The following is a 15,513-nucleotide window of genomic DNA, read 5'->3' as shown; positions in this document are numbered from 1 at the left end:
GACAGTACTCCGGATGAAGGAGGCGCGGTACGTAAGGCACCCGCGGAATGATGCGCCCGGACGTCGGACGGAGCCGGATTCATCCGGGATACTGTCCGCCGCCACGGCTTGCCGTCCGCGACAACGTCGCACGCGGACCTGTCGCGTCGGCGGCGCACGTCTGGTGGGATGAACGGATGACCGACGTTCTGATTCTCGGCGGCACCGGATGGCTCAGCGGCGCGATCGCGCGACGGTGGGTGGATGCCGGGGCATCCGTCACCTGCCTCGCCCGCGGTGCGCGGCCTGCGCCGCCGGGTGCAGAACTGGTGGTCGCGGACCGCGCGGATCCCGGTGCCTATGCCGAGGTGGCGGACCGCGACTGGGACGAGGTCGTCGAGATCTCGTCCATCCCCGACCACGTCGCTGCGGCCGTCGAGGCCCTGGGCGATCGTGCGGCGCATGCCACGTACGTCTCGTCGGTGTCGGTCTACGCGAGCAACGTCGAGGTCGGTACGGACGAGAGTGCGCCGCTCAGCGAACCCGCGGCGCCCGGTACGCCCGAGGACGAGTACGACTACTCACGCGCGAAGGCCGCGGCCGAGGCATCCGTGCGCTCCGCCCTCGGGGAGCGAGCGGCGATCGTGCGCCCCGGGCTGATCGTCGGGCCGGGCGACCCCACCGACCGCTTCGGGTACTGGGTGGGGCGCTTCGCTCTCGCCGGTGGTGAGCCGGTGCTGGTGCCCACCGCGCGGGGAGCGATGGCGCAGGTGATCGATGTCGACGACCTCGCCGGTTTCATCGTCGCGTGCGGCGAGGACGGATGGCACGGCACGGCGAATGCGGTGGGGGATTCGGTCCGTCTCGGCGAGATGCTCGCGCTCGCGCGCGAGACCGCCGGGCACACCGGGGCCCTCGTCGAGGCCGACGAGGATTGGCTCACCGCGCAGGGCGTCGAGCCCTGGACAGGCCCGCGTTCCCTTCCGCTGTGGTTGCCACCGGGCATGCCCGGATTCATGACGCGCTCGAATGAGGCCTACCTCGCGGCGGGGGGCCGGCTCCGGAGCATCCGGAACACCCTCAAGCGGGCGCTCTGGGCCGAACGCGCGCGGGGTCTGGACCGTGAACGGCTTGCGGGCATGACCCGCGCGGACGAACTCGCGCTGCTCGCCGCGCTGTCTGTCTGACCCGCGCGCCCGGCATCCTTCGCCACACGTCGCCGAAACACCTGTTTTGTCGCGAGACACCCTGTGGCAAGAGGAGTCTCGCCGCACATTGGGTGTTTCGGCGTGGTGGGGGTGCGGGCGGGAGCTGTGAAAGCGCCGCCGATTTGCGGATGCCGCGGACCGACCGTTACTGTCGGCCCATGCCTTCGGCCGCCACCTTCGCCTCGACGCTCTTCGTGAGCGCCGCTGGTGCGCGCCGACGTCTGGACGGACGCCGACTCTAGGCGACCCCGCGCTCCCCGCTTCGGCGGGTCGAGCGGAGGGTGTCGCCGTCGGTAACCAGCGCGTCACACCGCGCCCCGCTCCGAGCGGGGGTCGCATCGTCCCAGACCCTAAGGTTGAAACCATGCCCTATCAGGTCGCCGTCTCCGGCGCCTCCGGCTATGCCGGCGGCGAATTGCTGCGCCTCTTGGCCGCGCATCCGGATGTCGAGATCCGCACCGTGACCGCGCACTCCAACGCGGGCCAGCCGCTGGTCGCGCATCAGCCGCACCTGCGCTCGCTCGCGCACCTCACGCTGCAAGAGACGACGCCCGAGACCCTCGCCGGGCACGACATCGTGTTCCTCGCGCTGCCGCACGGCCAGTCGGGACAGTACACCGAGGCCCTCACCGAGACTCCGCTCGTCATCGATTGCGGCGCCGATCACCGGCTCGAGTCCGTTTCGGCATGGGACCACTTCTACGGCGGCGACTTCAACGAGGCCTGGACCTACGGTGTGCCCGAGCTGCTCGTCGACGGGGGTAAGCAGCGGGAACGGCTCGTCGGGGCGTCGCGGATCGCCGCGCCCGGATGCAACGCCTCGACCGTGAGCCTCAGCCTCGCACCGGGCGTCGCCGCCGGGGTGATCGATCCGTCCGACATCGTCGCGGTGCTGGCCGTGGGCCCGAGTGGCGCCGGCAAAAGCCTGAAGACGAACCTGCTCGCGAGCGAGATCCTCGGCTCGGCGAATCCGTATGCGGTGGGCGGCACGCACCGGCACATTCCCGAGATCCGGCAGGCGCTCGCCGCCGCGCGGGCGGCCGGGGCGGTCACTTCGACAGGCTCAGTGACCGACGCAGATGAGGGGATCCGGATCTCGTTCACCCCCGTCATCGTGCCGATGGCGCGGGGCATCCTCGCGACCTCCTCCGCGCCCATCACCCCCGGCGTGACCGACGAACAAATCCGCGGCGCGTGGGAAGCGGCGTACGGGGACGAGACCTTCGTGCAGCTCCTGCCCGATGGCGACTTCCCGCGCACGGCCGATGTGCTCGGCGCCAACACGGCGCTGATGGGCCTCGCGATCGACCGGGCGGCGAACCGGGTCGTCGTCGTGACGGCGCTCGACAATCTCGTGAAGGGCACCGCCGGAGCGGCGATCCAATCGATGAACATCGCCCTCGGCCTTCTCGAGGCCACGGGCCTGACCGTGAACGGAGTGGCGCCGTGAGCGTGACCGCACCCCAGGGTTTCGAGGCGGCCGGAGTCGTCGCGGGGCTGAAATCGACGGGCAAGCCGGATGTCGCGGTCGTCGTCAATCGCGGACCCCTCAAGGTCGGCGCGGCCGTGTTCACGAGCAACCGCGCCAAGGCCAACCCGATCCTCTGGTCCGAGCAGGCCGTGAAGGACGGCGTCGTCGAGGCGATCGTCCTCAACTCGGGCGGCGCCAACTGCTTCACGGGTAGCTTCGGATTCCAGACCACGCACCAGACGGCCGAGAAGGCCGGCGAACTGCTCGACGTCAGCTCGGGCGACATCCTGATCTGCTCGACCGGCCTGATCGGCACGGGCGACGAGGTCTTCCGTGCCAAGGTCGTCGACGGCACCGGGAAGGCGATCGCAGCGCTCACGGCAGACGGGGGAGAGGACGCATCCCTCGCCATCATGACGACGGACTCGCGTCCCAAGCGCACGGTAGTGCAGGGCGACGGCTGGTCGATCGGCGGCATGGCCAAGGGCGCCGGGATGCTCGCGCCGGGACTTGCGACCATGCTCGTCGTCATCACGACCGACGCCGTGCTGACCTCGGCACAGGCCGACGCGCACCTGCGTGCCGCAACCCGGGTCAGCTTCGACCGGCTCGACTCGGACGGCTGCATGTCGACCAACGACCAGGTCACGCTCATGGTGAGCGGGGCTTCGGGAATCACCCCTGACCCCGCCGAGTTCACCGCGGCCCTGCGGGAAGCCTGCACGCACCTCGCCACCCAGCTGCAGGGCGACGCCGAGGGCGCGAGCCACGACATCACGATCGAGGTCACGGGTGCCGCATCCGAAGAGGATGCGGTGGAGGTCGGCCGGTCGGTCGCCCGCAACAACCTGTTCAAGGCCGCGATCTTCGGCAACGACCCCAACTGGGGTCGCGTGCTCGCCGCGATCGGAACGACGGATGCCGCGTTCGATCCCTACGACGTCGACGTCACCATGAACGGCGTGCGCGTGTGCACGCAGGGCGGCCCCGACCGCCCGCGCGAAGAGGTCGACCTCACGCCCCGGGCGACCCACGTCGGCATCGACCTCAAGGTCGGAGACGCGCACGCGACGATCTGGACCAATGACCTGACGCACGATTACGTCCACGAGAACAGCGCGTACAGCTCATGACCGCAACGACAGACCCCACGGACATCCAGGACACGAGCCCCGAAGAGGCCGCGGCCAAGGCGGGCGTGCTGATCGAGTCGCTGCCGTGGCTGAAGCGCTTCCGCGATCAGATCATCGTGATCAAGTACGGCGGCAACGCCATGATCTCGGAGGAGTTGCAGGAGAGCTTCGCGGAAGACATCGCGTACCTCCGCTTCGTCGGCGTGAAGCCGGTCGTCGTGCACGGCGGGGGCCCGCAGATCTCGGCGATGCTCGACCGCCTCGCGATCCCGAGCGAGTTCAAGGGCGGCTACCGCGTCACGAATACCGACGCGATCTCGGTCGTGCGGATGGTGCTGACGGGCCAGATCAATCCGCAGCTCGTCGGACGCATCAACGCGCATGGACCGTTCGCGAGTGGGCTGAGCGGCGAGGACGCCGGGCTCTTCGGCGGGCGTCGCCGCGGTGTGACCATCGAGGGCGTCGAGCACGACCTCGGCAACGTCGGCGATGTCGTCGAGGTGGATCCGACCGCCATCCACGATCACCTCGAGGCGGGCAGGATCCCCGTCGTCTCGAGCATCGCCCCGGATCTCGATCGCCCCGGCCAATCGCTCAACGTGAACGCGGATGCCGCGGCATCCGCCCTCGCGGTGGCGCTCGGCGCGACCAAGCTGATCGTTCTGACGGACGTCCCGGGTCTTTATGCGAACTGGCCGAACCGCGATTCGCTCGTCTCGCACCTCACCTCGTCGCGTCTGCGAGAGCTGATGCCGAGGCTCGAATCGGGCATGATCCCGAAGATGCAAGCCTGCCTCGATGCGGTCGAGGGCGGCGTCGACACCGCGGCGATCATCGACGGTCGTGTGCCGCACTCGGTGCTGGTCGAGGTCTTCACACACAAGGGAATCGGAACAGAGGTGGTGGCGGGATGAGTTGGCAGGATGACGCGGGCAAGGACCTGGTTCGCAGCTTCGGCGATCGGCTCGCGCTGTTCGTCCGCGGCGAGGGCTGTGCTCTGTGGGATGACTCCGGTCGCCGCTACCTCGACTTCCTCGCGGGCATCGCCGTGAATTCGCTCGGCCACGCGCATCCGGTGTTCGTCGACGCGATCACACAGCAGGCGTCGACCCTCACGCACGTCTCCAACTACTTCGCGACGCCGCCGCAGCTCGCGCTCGCGGCTCGGCTCAAGCGGCTCGCCGGCACGGGCGATACGGGGCGCGTGTACTTCGGAAACTCCGGAGCGGAGGCCAACGAGGCGGCGTTCAAGCTCGCGCGTCTGCACGGCAAGAAAACGGGTCTGACGCGCATCCTCACGCTCGAGAACGCCTTCCACGGTCGCACGATGGGCACGCTCGCCATGACCGGCAAGCCCGCGATGCAGGCCGACTTCCTGCCCATGGTGCCGGGTGTCGACCACCTCCCCGCGACGATTGAAGCGCTGACGGATGCCTTCGCCGCGGGTGATGTCGCTGCCCTGGTCGTGGAACCCATCCAGGGTGAGGCCGGCGTCGTCGAACTGCCCGAGGGCTACCTGCGCGCCGCTCGCGAACTGACCGAGAAGCATGGGGCGCTGCTGATCATCGACGAGATCCAGACGGGTGCGGGACGCACCGGGCGCTGGTTCGGCTTCCAGCACGAGGACATCACGCCTGACGCCATCACGGTCGCCAAGGGCATCGGCGGCGGCTTCCCCATCGGGGCGCTCATCACGTACGGTGCGGCGAGCGACCTGTTCTACCCGGGCACGCACGGCTCGACCTTCGGCGGCAACGCCCTCGGCACGGCAGTCGCCGGCGCCGTGCTCGGTGAGATCGAACGAGCCGGACTGGTCGAGAACGCGCAGGCGCGCGGTGCCCAGCTGCGCGAGGGGATCGCGGCGCTCGGCTCGCCGCTCGTGGCGGGGACGCGCGGCCAGGGCCTGCTGATCGGCATCGCGTTGACGCATCCGATCGCGAAGGCGGTCGTCGCGGCCGCGCAAGAGCACGGCCTGATCATCAACGCCGCGAACGACGAGACCATCCGCCTTGCGCCGCCCCTGCTGATCGGCGATGCCGAGGTGGCGGAGTTCTTCGAACTCTTCGCCGCATCCCTCTCGACCGTCGCGGACGCGCTTCTGATCGAGACATCCGAATCCACACCCACGCCCGAACCCACGGAGGTTCCCGCATGACCCGCCACTTCCTGCGCGACGACGACATCACCGCTGCCGAACAGGCCGAGATCCTCGACCTCGCGATCGAGTTGAAGAAGGATCGCTGGGCTCAGAAGCCACTCGCCGGTCCCCAGACCGTCGCGGTGATCTTCGACAAGTCCTCGACCCGCACGCGCGTCTCGTTCGCCGTCGGCATCGCCGATCTCGGGGGCACGCCGCTCATCATCTCCACCGCGAACAGCCAGCTCGGCGGCAAAGAGACACCGGCCGACACGGCGCGCGTGCTCGAGCGTCAGGTGGCCGCGATCGTCTGGCGCACCTACGCGCAGGCCGGGCTGGAGCAGATGGCCCTGGATACCCGGGTGCCGGTTGTCAACGCCCTGTCGGACGATTTCCACCCGTGCCAGCTGCTCGCCGACCTGCTGACGATCCGGGAGCACAAGGGTGACCTGAAGGGGCTGACGCTGACATTCTTCGGCGATGGCATGAGCAACATGGCTCACTCCTACGTCCTGGCATGTGCGACGGCCGGGATGCACGTACGGGTGGCATCGCCCGAGGACTACTCGCCGCGCGAGGACGTCGTCGTCGCCGCTGAGCGCATCGCCGCGACAACCGGAGGATCCGTCGAGATCCACACGGATCCGCTCGAGGCGGCGGCGGGTGCCGACATCATCGTCACCGACACCTGGGTGTCGATGGGTAAGGAAGAGGAGAAGATCGCACGCCTCCGCGACCTCGGCGCCTACAAGGTGACCGCGGACACGATGGCGCTCGCGAAGCCGGACGCGATCTTCATCCACTGCCTGCCCGCCGACCGCGGTTACGAGGTCGACGCCGAGGTCATCGACGGGCCGCAGTCCGTCGTGTGGGACGAGGCCGAAAACAGGCTGCACGCCCAGAAGGCGCTGCTGGTGTGGCTGCTGCAGCAGGCCTGAACGGCCCCGTCCGTTGAGTGCCCTTCGACGAGCTCAGGAGCCGCGCAGCGAGTCGAAACGCCCGCGGCTCGCCGACAACTGGCGTCGCCTGAACGGTCCGCGTCGCGTCGCCGGGCTCGATCTCGCACGCGGTCTCGCCGTGATCGGCATGTTCGCAGCACACCTGTTGTGGATCGACCCGTTCGATAGCACGGATGTGTCTACATGGACGGATGTCGCGAACGGCCGTTCTTCGATCCTGTTCGCGACGATCGCGGGCGTCTCGATCGCGCTCATCACCGGCGGCCGGATCCCGGTGAGCGGCGCGGCGCGCGAGCGGGCATCCGCTCGTCTCGCCCTCCGGGCGCTGTGCATCTGGGTGATCGGCGTCCTGCTGATCCTCACGCAGGTTCCGGTCTACGTCATCCTTCCGGCCTACGCGATCCTGTTCCTGTTGGCGCTGCCACTGTTGCGTGCTCGCCCGGCGTTCCTGTTCGCGCTCGCCGCCGTGCTCGGGCTCGTGATGCCCTGGATGCAGGCGCTCATCGTGCAGCTGCCGTTCTGGGACTCGCAGATCGGGGCGGAGATCGGGCTGCTGCTCGGGCTGAACTATCCGTTCACCGTATGGATCGCGTTCATCGTGGCGGGACTGGGCGTCGGACGCCTGGATCTGCGCTCGCTCGGTACCCAGGCCGCTCTCGTGTTCGTGGGAGCGGGCTTGGCGATACTCGCCTACACGCTCGCCGTCGCGTTCCCCGCCGTGCCCGACACGTATCTCGCGCTCGTATGGACCGCCGACGCCCACTCCGACGGGTTGCTCGAGGTGTTCGGATCGGGAGGCTTCGCCCTCGCGGTGCTCGGTCTCTGCCTGCTGCTGACCCGCCCCTGGCGGGAGGGTGCGTGGCTCAGCCCGATCGGATGGCTCGCCCTGCCCCTGCGCGCGGTCGGATCGATGCCGCTCACCGCATACGTGGGTCAGATCATCGCATGGTGGGTTCTGCAGCCGGCACCGGAACCCGGAGAGTCGACGCTCGAGGCGTTCCGCGAAACCGATCCCTTCGTCCCGTTCGTCGTCTGGACGATCGTCCTCTGCACGCTCTGGGCACTTCTGGTCGGCCGCGGACCGCTCGAGTGGGCGCTCGATCGTGTCTCTCGGCTGGCGGGGCGCCGCGGGCGGGGCGCCGGGCAGGCCGTCGATAGGGTGGAGCCGTGAGTAACGACAAGGCGCAGGGCACGAACGAAGGAGCCCTCTGGGGCGCACGATTCGCGGGCGGTCCGTCGCCGGAGCTTGCCGCGCTGAGCCGCTCGACCCATTTCGACTGGGTGCTCGCGCCCTACGACATCGCCGGCTCGAAGGCCCACGCCACGGCACTCGCCGCTGCCGGGTATCTCGAAGCCGATGAGCTCACGGCCATGCACGCGGCGCTCGACGCGCTGGCCGCGGACGTTGCCTCGGGCGACTTCGCCGCGGCAGAATCCGATGAGGATGTGCACGGCGCCCTCGAGCGCGGGCTGATCGAGCGGGCCGGCGCCGAGCTCGGCGGCCGGTTGCGTGCCGGGCGGAGCCGCAACGACCAGATCGCGACGCTCGTGCGGATGTATCTGCTCGACCATGCGACGGTCATCGCCCGAGATATCCTGCGCGTCATCGATGCCCTCGTGTCGCAGGCGGATGCCGCGGGCTCCGCGATCATGCCGGGTCGGACTCATCTGCAGCACGCCCAGCCGATCCTGCTCGCCCACCACCTGCAGGCACACGCCTGGCCGCTCGTGCGCGACCTCGAGCGTCTGCGCGACTGGCGCGCGCGGGCCGCGGTCTCGCCGTATGGCGGGGGAGCGCTCGCGGGGTCGAGCCTGGGTCTTGACCCCGCGCTCGTCGCCCGGGAGCTCGGCCTCGACCGTCCGTCCGAGAACTCGCTCGATGGCACCGCGGCACGGGATGTGGTGGCGGAGTTCTCGTTCATCGCCGCGATGATCGGCATCGACCTGTCCCGTTTCGCGGAAGAGATCATCCTCTGGAACACGCGCGAGTTCGGATTCGTGACGCTCGACGATGCGTATTCAACGGGTTCGAGCATCATGCCGCAGAAGAAGAATCCCGATATCGCCGAGCTGACGCGCGGCAAGGCGGGGCGCCTGATCGGTGATCTCACCGGGCTGCTCGCGACCTTCAAAGGGCTGCCGCTGGCGTACAATCGCGACCTGCAGGAAGACAAAGAGCCCGTCTTCGACGCCGTCGTCACGCTCGAGGTGCTGCTGCCCGCCGTCGCGGGCATGATCGCGACCCTGCGGTTCGATACCGAGCGGATGTCTCAGCTCGCCCCCGAGGGTTTCTCCCTCGCGACCGACGTGGCCGACTGGCTCGTGCGCCGGCGCGTGCCGTTCCGAGACGCGCACGAGATCTCGGGTGCGCTCGTGCGTGCGTGTGAGCAGCAGGGCATCGGCCTGGAGGAGGCCTCCGACGAGCTCTTTGCGCGCGTGTCACCCCTGTTGACGCCCGAAGTGCGTGAGGTACTCACGATCGAGGGTTCCGTCGCGAGTCGCTCGGGCGTCGGCGGTACGGCGCCTGTTCGGGTTGCCGAGCAACGTGCCGAGCTCGTCGCGCGCGCCCAGTCGGCGGCACGAAGCATTCCGATGGAACAGTGATGTACTGATATTTTGTCCGATATCAGCTGAGAGTCGATATATTCGAGATATCAGTGGCATACTGATCACATGGTCGCAGCACTGATTGCCGACATCGTTGCCTCGCGCGGGCTCCCGGATCGAGCTTCGGCGCAGCGGACTCTCGAAGAGACACTCGTGACGGTGGCAGAAGCGGCGCCGGCATCGGAGCGTCCCCTTCTTCCGACGGTCGGCGACGAACTGCAGGGTGTGTATCCCGACCTCCCCGCGGCGCTCGTGACGACGATGCTCCTCCAGCTCGCGCTCCCCGAGGGGATCGAGCTCCGCTTCGGAATCGGGCTCGGCACGATCGAAGACATCCCGTCCGTGCGGGGCGCACTGTCAGAAGGAGAGGCGTGGTGGGCTGCGCGGACGGCAATCGACCGGGTCGAGCAGCTCGCCCGGCGCGCCGCGCCGTCCGCGCGGACCCTCGTGGCCACGGCGGAGACCGCGCCGCTCGAGATGCATGAGCTCGTCCGGGTCGCGAACAGCGGGCTCCTCGCACGCGATCGCGCCGTTGCACAGCTGAGCCCGCGAACACGTCGGATTCTTTATCGACGATGGCTCGGGGACACCCAGAAAGAGATCGCGCGGGCCGAGGGCGTCGTTCAGTCAGCCGTCTCACAAGCCCTCGCGACCGCGGACGGTGGAGCGCTCATTGAAGGGCTGCGCGCCCTCACCGGTTCACGGGACTGAACGTCACCAGATGGCGAGCCACAGCATGCCAGCCACCGTGCTCGCCCACAGCAGGCTCGCGAGGGTGCCGACGATGAACCTCTCCCGCGCGGCGGGGGTCGCGAGCTCGGTGAACCGCCCGATGCCCTTGAGTGCGACGATGATCGCGATGACGGCGGGGAATCCCGCGAGGATGCCCAGAGCGACCGCAGCCCGCTCGAGGTAGCCGATCGCGGTTCCCCCGCGAAGGATCTCTTCTTCGCGCGGCTGCGCACGCTCCGCCATGAGCTCGACGAGGATGCCGCCCCGGGTGCCCTCCTTCGTGCGTCCTCCGTCGGCGGCGGCCAGTGCCCACCGAGAGAATGGATTGCCGCCCAGGACCGACAGCGCGACGCCGAGGAAGGCGAGCGCGGCCCCGAGGAGCAACGGAACGTTGTACGGCAGTACCGAGACGACGAGGAAGCACAGCACGACGAGCCCGCCCGCGACCGTGAGCGGCACAGTTGTCGGTCGGTGCAGGGCTACTGCCACCAGAGCCAGCGCCGCAGAGAGTGCGGCGAAGAGGAAGATCACGACGATCGTCGCGATGAGGACGTCGGCGCGGGATTCCACGTCGCAAGTCTGGCATGGGGCGCCGACGCTGAAGGGGCGCTCGGCTCCGTGGCGATGTGACTGCCGCTGATACTCTCGAACCCGTGCCATCCGCAGCTCTGAACGCCACTGCTCCCGTGCGGGATCCCGCCTTCGACAACGTCTGGGATGATCTCGTCTGGCGCGGACTCGTGCACGTCTCGACCGATGCCGAGACGCTCCGCGAGATGCTCGGAGGCGATCCGATCGTCTACTACTGCGGGTTCGACCCGACAGCGCCGAGCCTCCATCTCGGCAACCTTGTTCAGCTGCTCACGATGCGTCGGCTACAGCTCGCGGGCCACCGTCCGCTCGGCCTTGTCGGTGGGTCGACCGGTCTGATCGGCGATCCGCGGCCGACGGCCGAACGGACGTTGAACACCCGTGAGACCGTCGCCGACTGGGTGGATCGACTGCGCGCTCAGGTCGAGCGATTCCTGAGCTTCGACGGCAAGAACGCCGCCCGGATGGTCAACAACCTCGACTGGACGGCGCCGCTCACCGCGATCGACTTCTTGCGCGAGATCGGTAAGCATTACCGCGTCGGAACGATGATCAAGAAGGATGCGGTGAGTGCCCGGCTCAATTCCGACGCGGGTATCAGCTACACCGAGTTCAGCTACCAGATCCTGCAGGGGCTGGACTACCTCGAGCTCTACCGCGCGTACGGATGCGTTCTGCAGACCGGCGGCAGCGACCAGTGGGGCAACCTCACGAGCGGTGTGGACCTGATCCATCGCGTCGAGGGAACATCGGTGCACGCGCTCGGCACGCCGCTCATCACGAACAGCGACGGCACGAAGTTCGGCAAAAGCGAGGGCAACGCGATCTGGCTCGATGCCGAGATGTGCAGCCCGTACGCGTTCTACCAGTTCTGGCTCAACACGCTCGATGCCGATGTGATCGCGCGCCTGAAGATCTTCACGTTCCTCGGTCGCGACGAGATCGAGCGGTACGAGAAGCTCGTCGAATCCGAGCCGTTCCGCCGCGAGGCGCAGAAGCGTTTGGCTCTCGAGGTCACCGCGCTCGTACATGGGACGGATGCGGCGGCCGCTGTGATCGCGGCATCCGAGGCCCTCTTCCAGGGCGGCGACCTGACCGCACTCGACGCGTCGACGCTCGAGTCGGCGTTGCGAGAACTCCCGCACGCCGAGCTGCCGGCGGGCACCGACATCGTCCGCGCGCTGGTGGACACGGGGCTCGTGTCGAGCCTGTCGGAGGCGCGGCGCGCGATCGCACAGGGTGGCGTGAGCCTCGACGGTGAGCGGGTGGCCGACGAATCCGTCGTCGTTTCGGGCGCGCTACCCGGCGGGGTCTCGGTCCTGCGGCGCGGAAAGAAGACCCTGGCGGGCGTTTTCGTCCGATGACCCGATTCGAGAGCTGAGCGCCGCCGTATGCCGTTCACCCCGAGTCACGCGGTCGTCGCGCTGCCGTTCGTGCGCACCCCGCTGGTGCCCGCGGCGATCGCGGTCGGTGCCATGACGCCCGACCTGCCGATCTTCTTGCGCGGATTTGGGCTGCGTTACTCGGCCACGCACACGTGGTCGTGGCTCCCGGTCACTGTCCTCGTTGCGCTCGGTCTGTTGCTCGTGTGGCGCTGCGTCCTGCGACCGGCGGCCCGCGACCTGGTTCCGCGTGTCCTTGCCGAGCGGCTTCCGGACGGATGGGATGCCGGGGCTCGCGAGTCAGCGCGCGAGACGTTCGCGCTGCATCGGCCCGACGCCGCTCCGGGCAGGATCTCGCTCGCAAGCATCCTGCTGCTGGTTCTGTCGCTCGCGCTCGGGGTCGCGAGTCACATCGCGTGGGACGTTTTCACACACCTCGACCGGTGGGGGCTGCGCGCCTTCCCGCTCCTCGCCGAGGACTGGGGCCCGCTCCCCGGCTACAAGTGGCTGCAGTACGGCTCCTCCGCGATCGGATTGCTGATCATCGGGGTGTGGGCGCTGGGGTGGCTGGCTCGCCGTCGCGCCGAACCGGTATCGGACCGCGCCCCGGGTCTCGTGCGTGTGGTGTGGTGGTTGTCGTTGCCCGCGTTCCTGGTGATCGCGTGGGTCGGTGGTCTGGCGATGTTCGGGCCGCTCGAGCCGGGTTTCGGCGTCGAGCATCTCGCCTACCTGGTGCTGCCACCGACCGTCGGGATCTGGGGCGGGCTCACCCTGGTGTTGGCGATCGTGTTGCAGCTGATGCGCCGGGCCCGCATCCCCCGGCGCCCCTGAAACCACCTTCGAGCGAATTTTCCCCCTCCTTCGACTTCGATCTGCACCGATCTGCACCGATCTGCACCGAGCGGACGCAACATGCCGTTCCACAACGACATGGAACGGCATGTTGCGTCCGTTCGCGGGCGCGTCGTCTAGAGCCAGGCGGGGGCGTCCGCGCCCCACGGGCGCGGCGGAGCGAAGGCAACCGGGCCGCCCTCGTACGCGATCGCGGGGCGCGCGGTGGTGAGGATCCCGCCGTCGAAGTCGAACGTCTGCAGATGCGGGGCCGGGTCGAATGGCTCGGCGGTGCTCGGCTGGGCCGTTCGGGGCATTCGGAGGAGCTCGGCGGCCAGTCGACGGAGGGATGTCTCGGCGAGCCACGAGCCGCCCTCGACCGATTGCCGCTCGAGAAGGGTCATGATCTCGGCGGCAAGCAGGTAACCGGCGCTGTGGTCCAGCGCCTGTGCGGGGAGCGCGCCGGGGATGCCGTCCTCGCGTGATTCGATCCAGGCGATGCCGCTCGCGGCCTGCACGATGCTGTCGAATCCGCGACGTCCGCCGGCGGACGGGTCAAACCCCCATGCCGACAGACGCGCGACGATGATTCCGGGATGGCGGGCGGCCAGTGCGGCGGGTTCGAGCCCCAGGTGCGCCAGACCGGCGGGGCGATAACCGAGCACGATCACGTCCGCGTCGGCGAGAAGGCGGTCGAAGACGTCGAGCTGACTCGGCTGGCGGAGATCCAGGAGCGCAGACCGCTTTCCGTGACCCGTGTCCGCGTGCTGCATCGGCAGCTCCGGGATGTGGGGAGGGTCAATGCGCAGAACGTCGGCGCCGAGGAGCGCCAGAGTGCGGGTCGCGACGGGCCCCGCGATCACGCGCGTCAGATCCAGGACTCGGATGCCGTGCAAAGGCGCCCACGTCGGCCCCCATGTGCGCGGGCGAACGGGGGAGGGGCCGAGACGGTCGACCCGCACAAGGGGATCCTCGGCGAGAGCCGCGTCAACGCCCGGGTTCTCGTGCATCACGCCGACACAGATGCCGCCCCGGGCGGTGATTGCCTGCGTTGCCACGCCCGCCGGCATCGCAGCCAGTGTTCGAACCACGGCATCCCGGTCCGCGTCCTCGCCCAGTCCCAGGGCCGCCCGGAGCGCGTGGGAATGGTGCGGGTAGTTGCCGTGGGTGCGCACCCATCCGTCGGATGCGCGGAAGAAGCCGGAGAGCGGCGCCCAGGGGGAGGACGCTTCGCCGTCGAAGCGGATGTGCCGCTCGCTCGAGTACGCCACGGCAACGCGCACGGGGTCGAGGGGCTGCGCCCGTGCGGAGGCCAGCCGGGCTGCCGCGGAGGATGCCGCGGCAACGCTGTCCCATGCGAGCGTGCCCACGGCCAGGGATGAGGGGAGAGGAACGGGCGCTGGCAAGCTATCTGTGGCGACATCGGATTCGACCGGATCGATCATGGTCGCGATCGTAGCCCCGCGGGCGGCCACGGTCACAGTGCTGGGGACGGCGCCGGAAAAACGCCGGAAACATGCGCGACACGCCCGGGGCGCACCGCAATTTGCTGCTCCGACGAAACCGAACGTAAAGTAATACCTGTTCGCCCCAAAGGAGCGCGGTGAGGCCCCGAAAGCTTCCCCTCCTCAAGCGAAGAACACCCCATCAAAACAAGCACTCTTGAGTGCTTGAACCTTCGGGTTTACGATGGGGAACTCCTCTGATCGGAGTGCCCACGAACGTGAAGTTCGGGTCACGAAGAACTGAGCATGTCGATTTGACATCTCGGACTTACTGGGTAAGATAGAGAAGTTGCCCCGAAAGCATTCTTGAATGCGGCGGGCACCTCCTCTAGTCGGAGTGACGTCGGACATCATGTCCGGGTCGCGAAGAGCCGAGAACGTCGATTTGACAGCTCGGACAGAGGATGTAAGATAGAGAAGTTGCCCTGCGGGACGGTCGAGAGACACGGCGCAGGAGCATCCGATCCTTGAGAACTCAACAGCGTGCACTTGTCAAATGCCAAAAAACCTCGCGGTCAGCTTAGCTGATCGATGAGATTCTTTTGAGATTAAACGGATATGTCAGTAATGACATCCGATCGTCAGATCAAACTCGCTCGGCTCGACCCATTCCGGTCTTGTCGCAGCAAAATTCTTTCACGGAGAGTTTGATCCTGGCTCAGGATGAACGCTGGCGGCGTGCTTAACACATGCAAGTCGAACGGTGAAGGAGAGCTTGCTCTCCGGATCAGTGGCGAACGGGTGAGTAACACGTGAGCAATCTGCCCCTGACTCTGGGATAACAGTTGGAAACAGCTGCTAATACCGGATACGAGCTTCGAAGGCATCTTCAGAAGCTGGAAAGAACTTCGGTCAGGGATGAGCTCGCGGCCTATCAGCTAGTTGGTGAGGTAATGGCTCACCAAGGCGTCGACGGGTAGCCGGCCTGAGAGGGTGACCGGCCACACTGGGACTGAGACACGGCCCAGACTCCTACGG

At 68.1% G+C, this 15,513-nt stretch carries 13 protein-coding genes and 1 rRNA gene; 12 read left to right on the top strand and 2 right to left on the bottom strand.

Annotation, left to right across the window (positions count from 1 at the left end; genetic code table 11):
• Positions 1-176: 176 nt before the first annotated feature.
• The 9 genes from ACIQ0W_RS14730 to ACIQ0W_RS14690 all read left to right on the top strand — a co-directional run bounded on the left by ACIQ0W_RS14730 (position 177) and on the right by ACIQ0W_RS14690 (position 10,205).
• Entirely contained in the window at positions 177-1,166 is a 990-nt protein-coding gene (locus ACIQ0W_RS14730) for an NAD-dependent epimerase/dehydratase family protein (RefSeq protein WP_396643438.1), read from the top strand.
• A 385-nt stretch (positions 1,167-1,551) separates the two neighbouring features.
• The gene (argC, locus tag ACIQ0W_RS14725) at positions 1,552-2,637 is read left to right on the top strand and encodes an N-acetyl-gamma-glutamyl-phosphate reductase (RefSeq protein ID WP_396643437.1); all 1,086 of its coding nucleotides are present in this window, start codon (positions 1,552-1,554) and stop codon (positions 2,635-2,637) included.
• Entirely contained in the window at positions 2,634-3,791 is a 1,158-nt protein-coding gene (gene argJ / locus ACIQ0W_RS14720; protein ID WP_396643435.1) for a bifunctional glutamate N-acetyltransferase/amino-acid acetyltransferase ArgJ, read from the top strand. Before argC ends, argJ begins: the two co-directional genes overlap by 4 nt.
• Positions 3,788-4,705 (top strand): acetylglutamate kinase, encoded by a 918-nt coding sequence (argB, locus tag ACIQ0W_RS14715; RefSeq protein WP_396643433.1) that lies wholly within the window; start codon positions 3,788-3,790, stop codon positions 4,703-4,705. The genes argJ and argB overlap by 4 nt, the downstream gene beginning before the upstream one ends.
• On the top strand, positions 4,702-5,946 hold the full coding sequence (locus ACIQ0W_RS14710) for an acetylornithine transaminase (RefSeq protein ID WP_396643432.1): 1,245 nt from the start codon (positions 4,702-4,704) through the stop codon (positions 5,944-5,946). Before argB ends, ACIQ0W_RS14710 begins: the two co-directional genes overlap by 4 nt.
• Positions 5,943-6,866 carry an ornithine carbamoyltransferase gene (gene argF, locus ACIQ0W_RS14705; RefSeq protein ID WP_396643431.1) on the top strand — a complete coding sequence of 308 codons (924 nt, stop codon included), beginning with the start codon at positions 5,943-5,945 and terminating at the stop codon, positions 6,864-6,866. Before ACIQ0W_RS14710 ends, argF begins: the two co-directional genes overlap by 4 nt.
• A gap of 13 nt (positions 6,867-6,879) precedes the next feature.
• On the top strand, positions 6,880-8,058 hold the full coding sequence (locus tag ACIQ0W_RS14700) for a heparan-alpha-glucosaminide N-acetyltransferase domain-containing protein (RefSeq protein WP_396643430.1): 1,179 nt from the start codon (positions 6,880-6,882) through the stop codon (positions 8,056-8,058).
• The gene (gene argH / locus ACIQ0W_RS14695; protein ID WP_396643429.1) at positions 8,055-9,491 is read left to right on the top strand and encodes an argininosuccinate lyase; all 1,437 of its coding nucleotides are present in this window, start codon (positions 8,055-8,057) and stop codon (positions 9,489-9,491) included. Before ACIQ0W_RS14700 ends, argH begins: the two co-directional genes overlap by 4 nt.
• Positions 9,492-9,560: 69 nt before the next feature.
• On the top strand, positions 9,561-10,205 hold the full coding sequence (locus ACIQ0W_RS14690; RefSeq protein WP_396643428.1) for a SatD family protein: 645 nt from the start codon (positions 9,561-9,563) through the stop codon (positions 10,203-10,205).
• A gap of 3 nt (positions 10,206-10,208) precedes the next feature.
• On the opposite strand, the gene ACIQ0W_RS14685 is transcribed toward ACIQ0W_RS14690, so the two are convergent.
• Positions 10,209-10,796 (bottom strand): hypothetical protein, encoded by a 588-nt coding sequence (locus ACIQ0W_RS14685; RefSeq protein WP_396643426.1) that lies wholly within the window; start codon positions 10,794-10,796, stop codon positions 10,209-10,211.
• Positions 10,797-10,879: 83 nt separating this feature from the next.
• Here ACIQ0W_RS14685 and tyrS point away from each other — a divergent pair, with 83 nt between their 5' ends.
• On the top strand, positions 10,880-12,181 hold the full coding sequence (tyrS, locus tag ACIQ0W_RS14680; protein ID WP_396643424.1) for a tyrosine--tRNA ligase: 1,302 nt from the start codon (positions 10,880-10,882) through the stop codon (positions 12,179-12,181).
• A gap of 27 nt (positions 12,182-12,208) precedes the next feature.
• Positions 12,209-13,030, top strand: coding sequence for a DUF4184 family protein (locus ACIQ0W_RS14675; RefSeq protein ID WP_396643421.1), 822 nt, complete (start codon positions 12,209-12,211; stop codon positions 13,028-13,030).
• Positions 13,031-13,167: 137 nt separating this feature from the next.
• Here the strand turns inward: ACIQ0W_RS14675 and ACIQ0W_RS14670 are convergent, their stop codons facing one another.
• Positions 13,168-14,475 (bottom strand): CoA transferase, encoded by a 1,308-nt coding sequence (locus tag ACIQ0W_RS14670; protein WP_396643420.1) that lies wholly within the window; start codon positions 14,473-14,475, stop codon positions 13,168-13,170.
• Positions 14,476-15,170: 695 nt separating this feature from the next.
• Between ACIQ0W_RS14670 and ACIQ0W_RS14665 the strand changes: the two genes are divergently transcribed.
• Positions 15,171-15,513 (top strand): 16S ribosomal RNA (locus ACIQ0W_RS14665); the annotation flags it as partial.

Origin of the sequence: Microbacterium sp. (genome assembly GCF_044340635.1) — a bacterium.
In the GTDB taxonomy this organism is placed as follows: domain Bacteria; phylum Actinomycetota; class Actinomycetes; order Actinomycetales; family Microbacteriaceae; genus Microbacterium.
Note: the sequence above shows the minus strand (reverse complement) of the source record. Positions and strands in the feature narration are given on the sequence as shown.

What these genes read in the sequence shown, in the direction of transcription:
- ACIQ0W_RS14675 (WP_396643421.1), top strand. Translation starts at nt 12,209, where the DNA reads ATGCCGTTCACCCCGAGTCACGCGGTCGTCGCGCTGCCGTTCGTGCGC.
- ACIQ0W_RS14690 (WP_396643428.1), top strand. Translation starts at nt 9,561, where the DNA reads ATGGTCGCAGCACTGATTGCCGACATCGTTGCCTCGCGCGGGCTCCCG.
- argF (WP_396643431.1), top strand. Translation starts at nt 5,943, where the DNA reads ATGACCCGCCACTTCCTGCGCGACGACGACATCACCGCTGCCGAACAG.
- ACIQ0W_RS14710 (WP_396643432.1), top strand. Translation starts at nt 4,702, where the DNA reads ATGAGTTGGCAGGATGACGCGGGCAAGGACCTGGTTCGCAGCTTCGGC.
- argC (WP_396643437.1), top strand. Translation starts at nt 1,552, where the DNA reads ATGCCCTATCAGGTCGCCGTCTCCGGCGCCTCCGGCTATGCCGGCGGC.
- ACIQ0W_RS14670 (WP_396643420.1), bottom strand. Translation starts at nt 14,475, where the DNA reads ATGATCGATCCGGTCGAATCCGATGTCGCCACAGATAGCTTGCCAGCG.
- ACIQ0W_RS14730 (WP_396643438.1), top strand. Translation starts at nt 177, where the DNA reads ATGACCGACGTTCTGATTCTCGGCGGCACCGGATGGCTCAGCGGCGCG.
- argB (WP_396643433.1), top strand. Translation starts at nt 3,788, where the DNA reads ATGACCGCAACGACAGACCCCACGGACATCCAGGACACGAGCCCCGAA.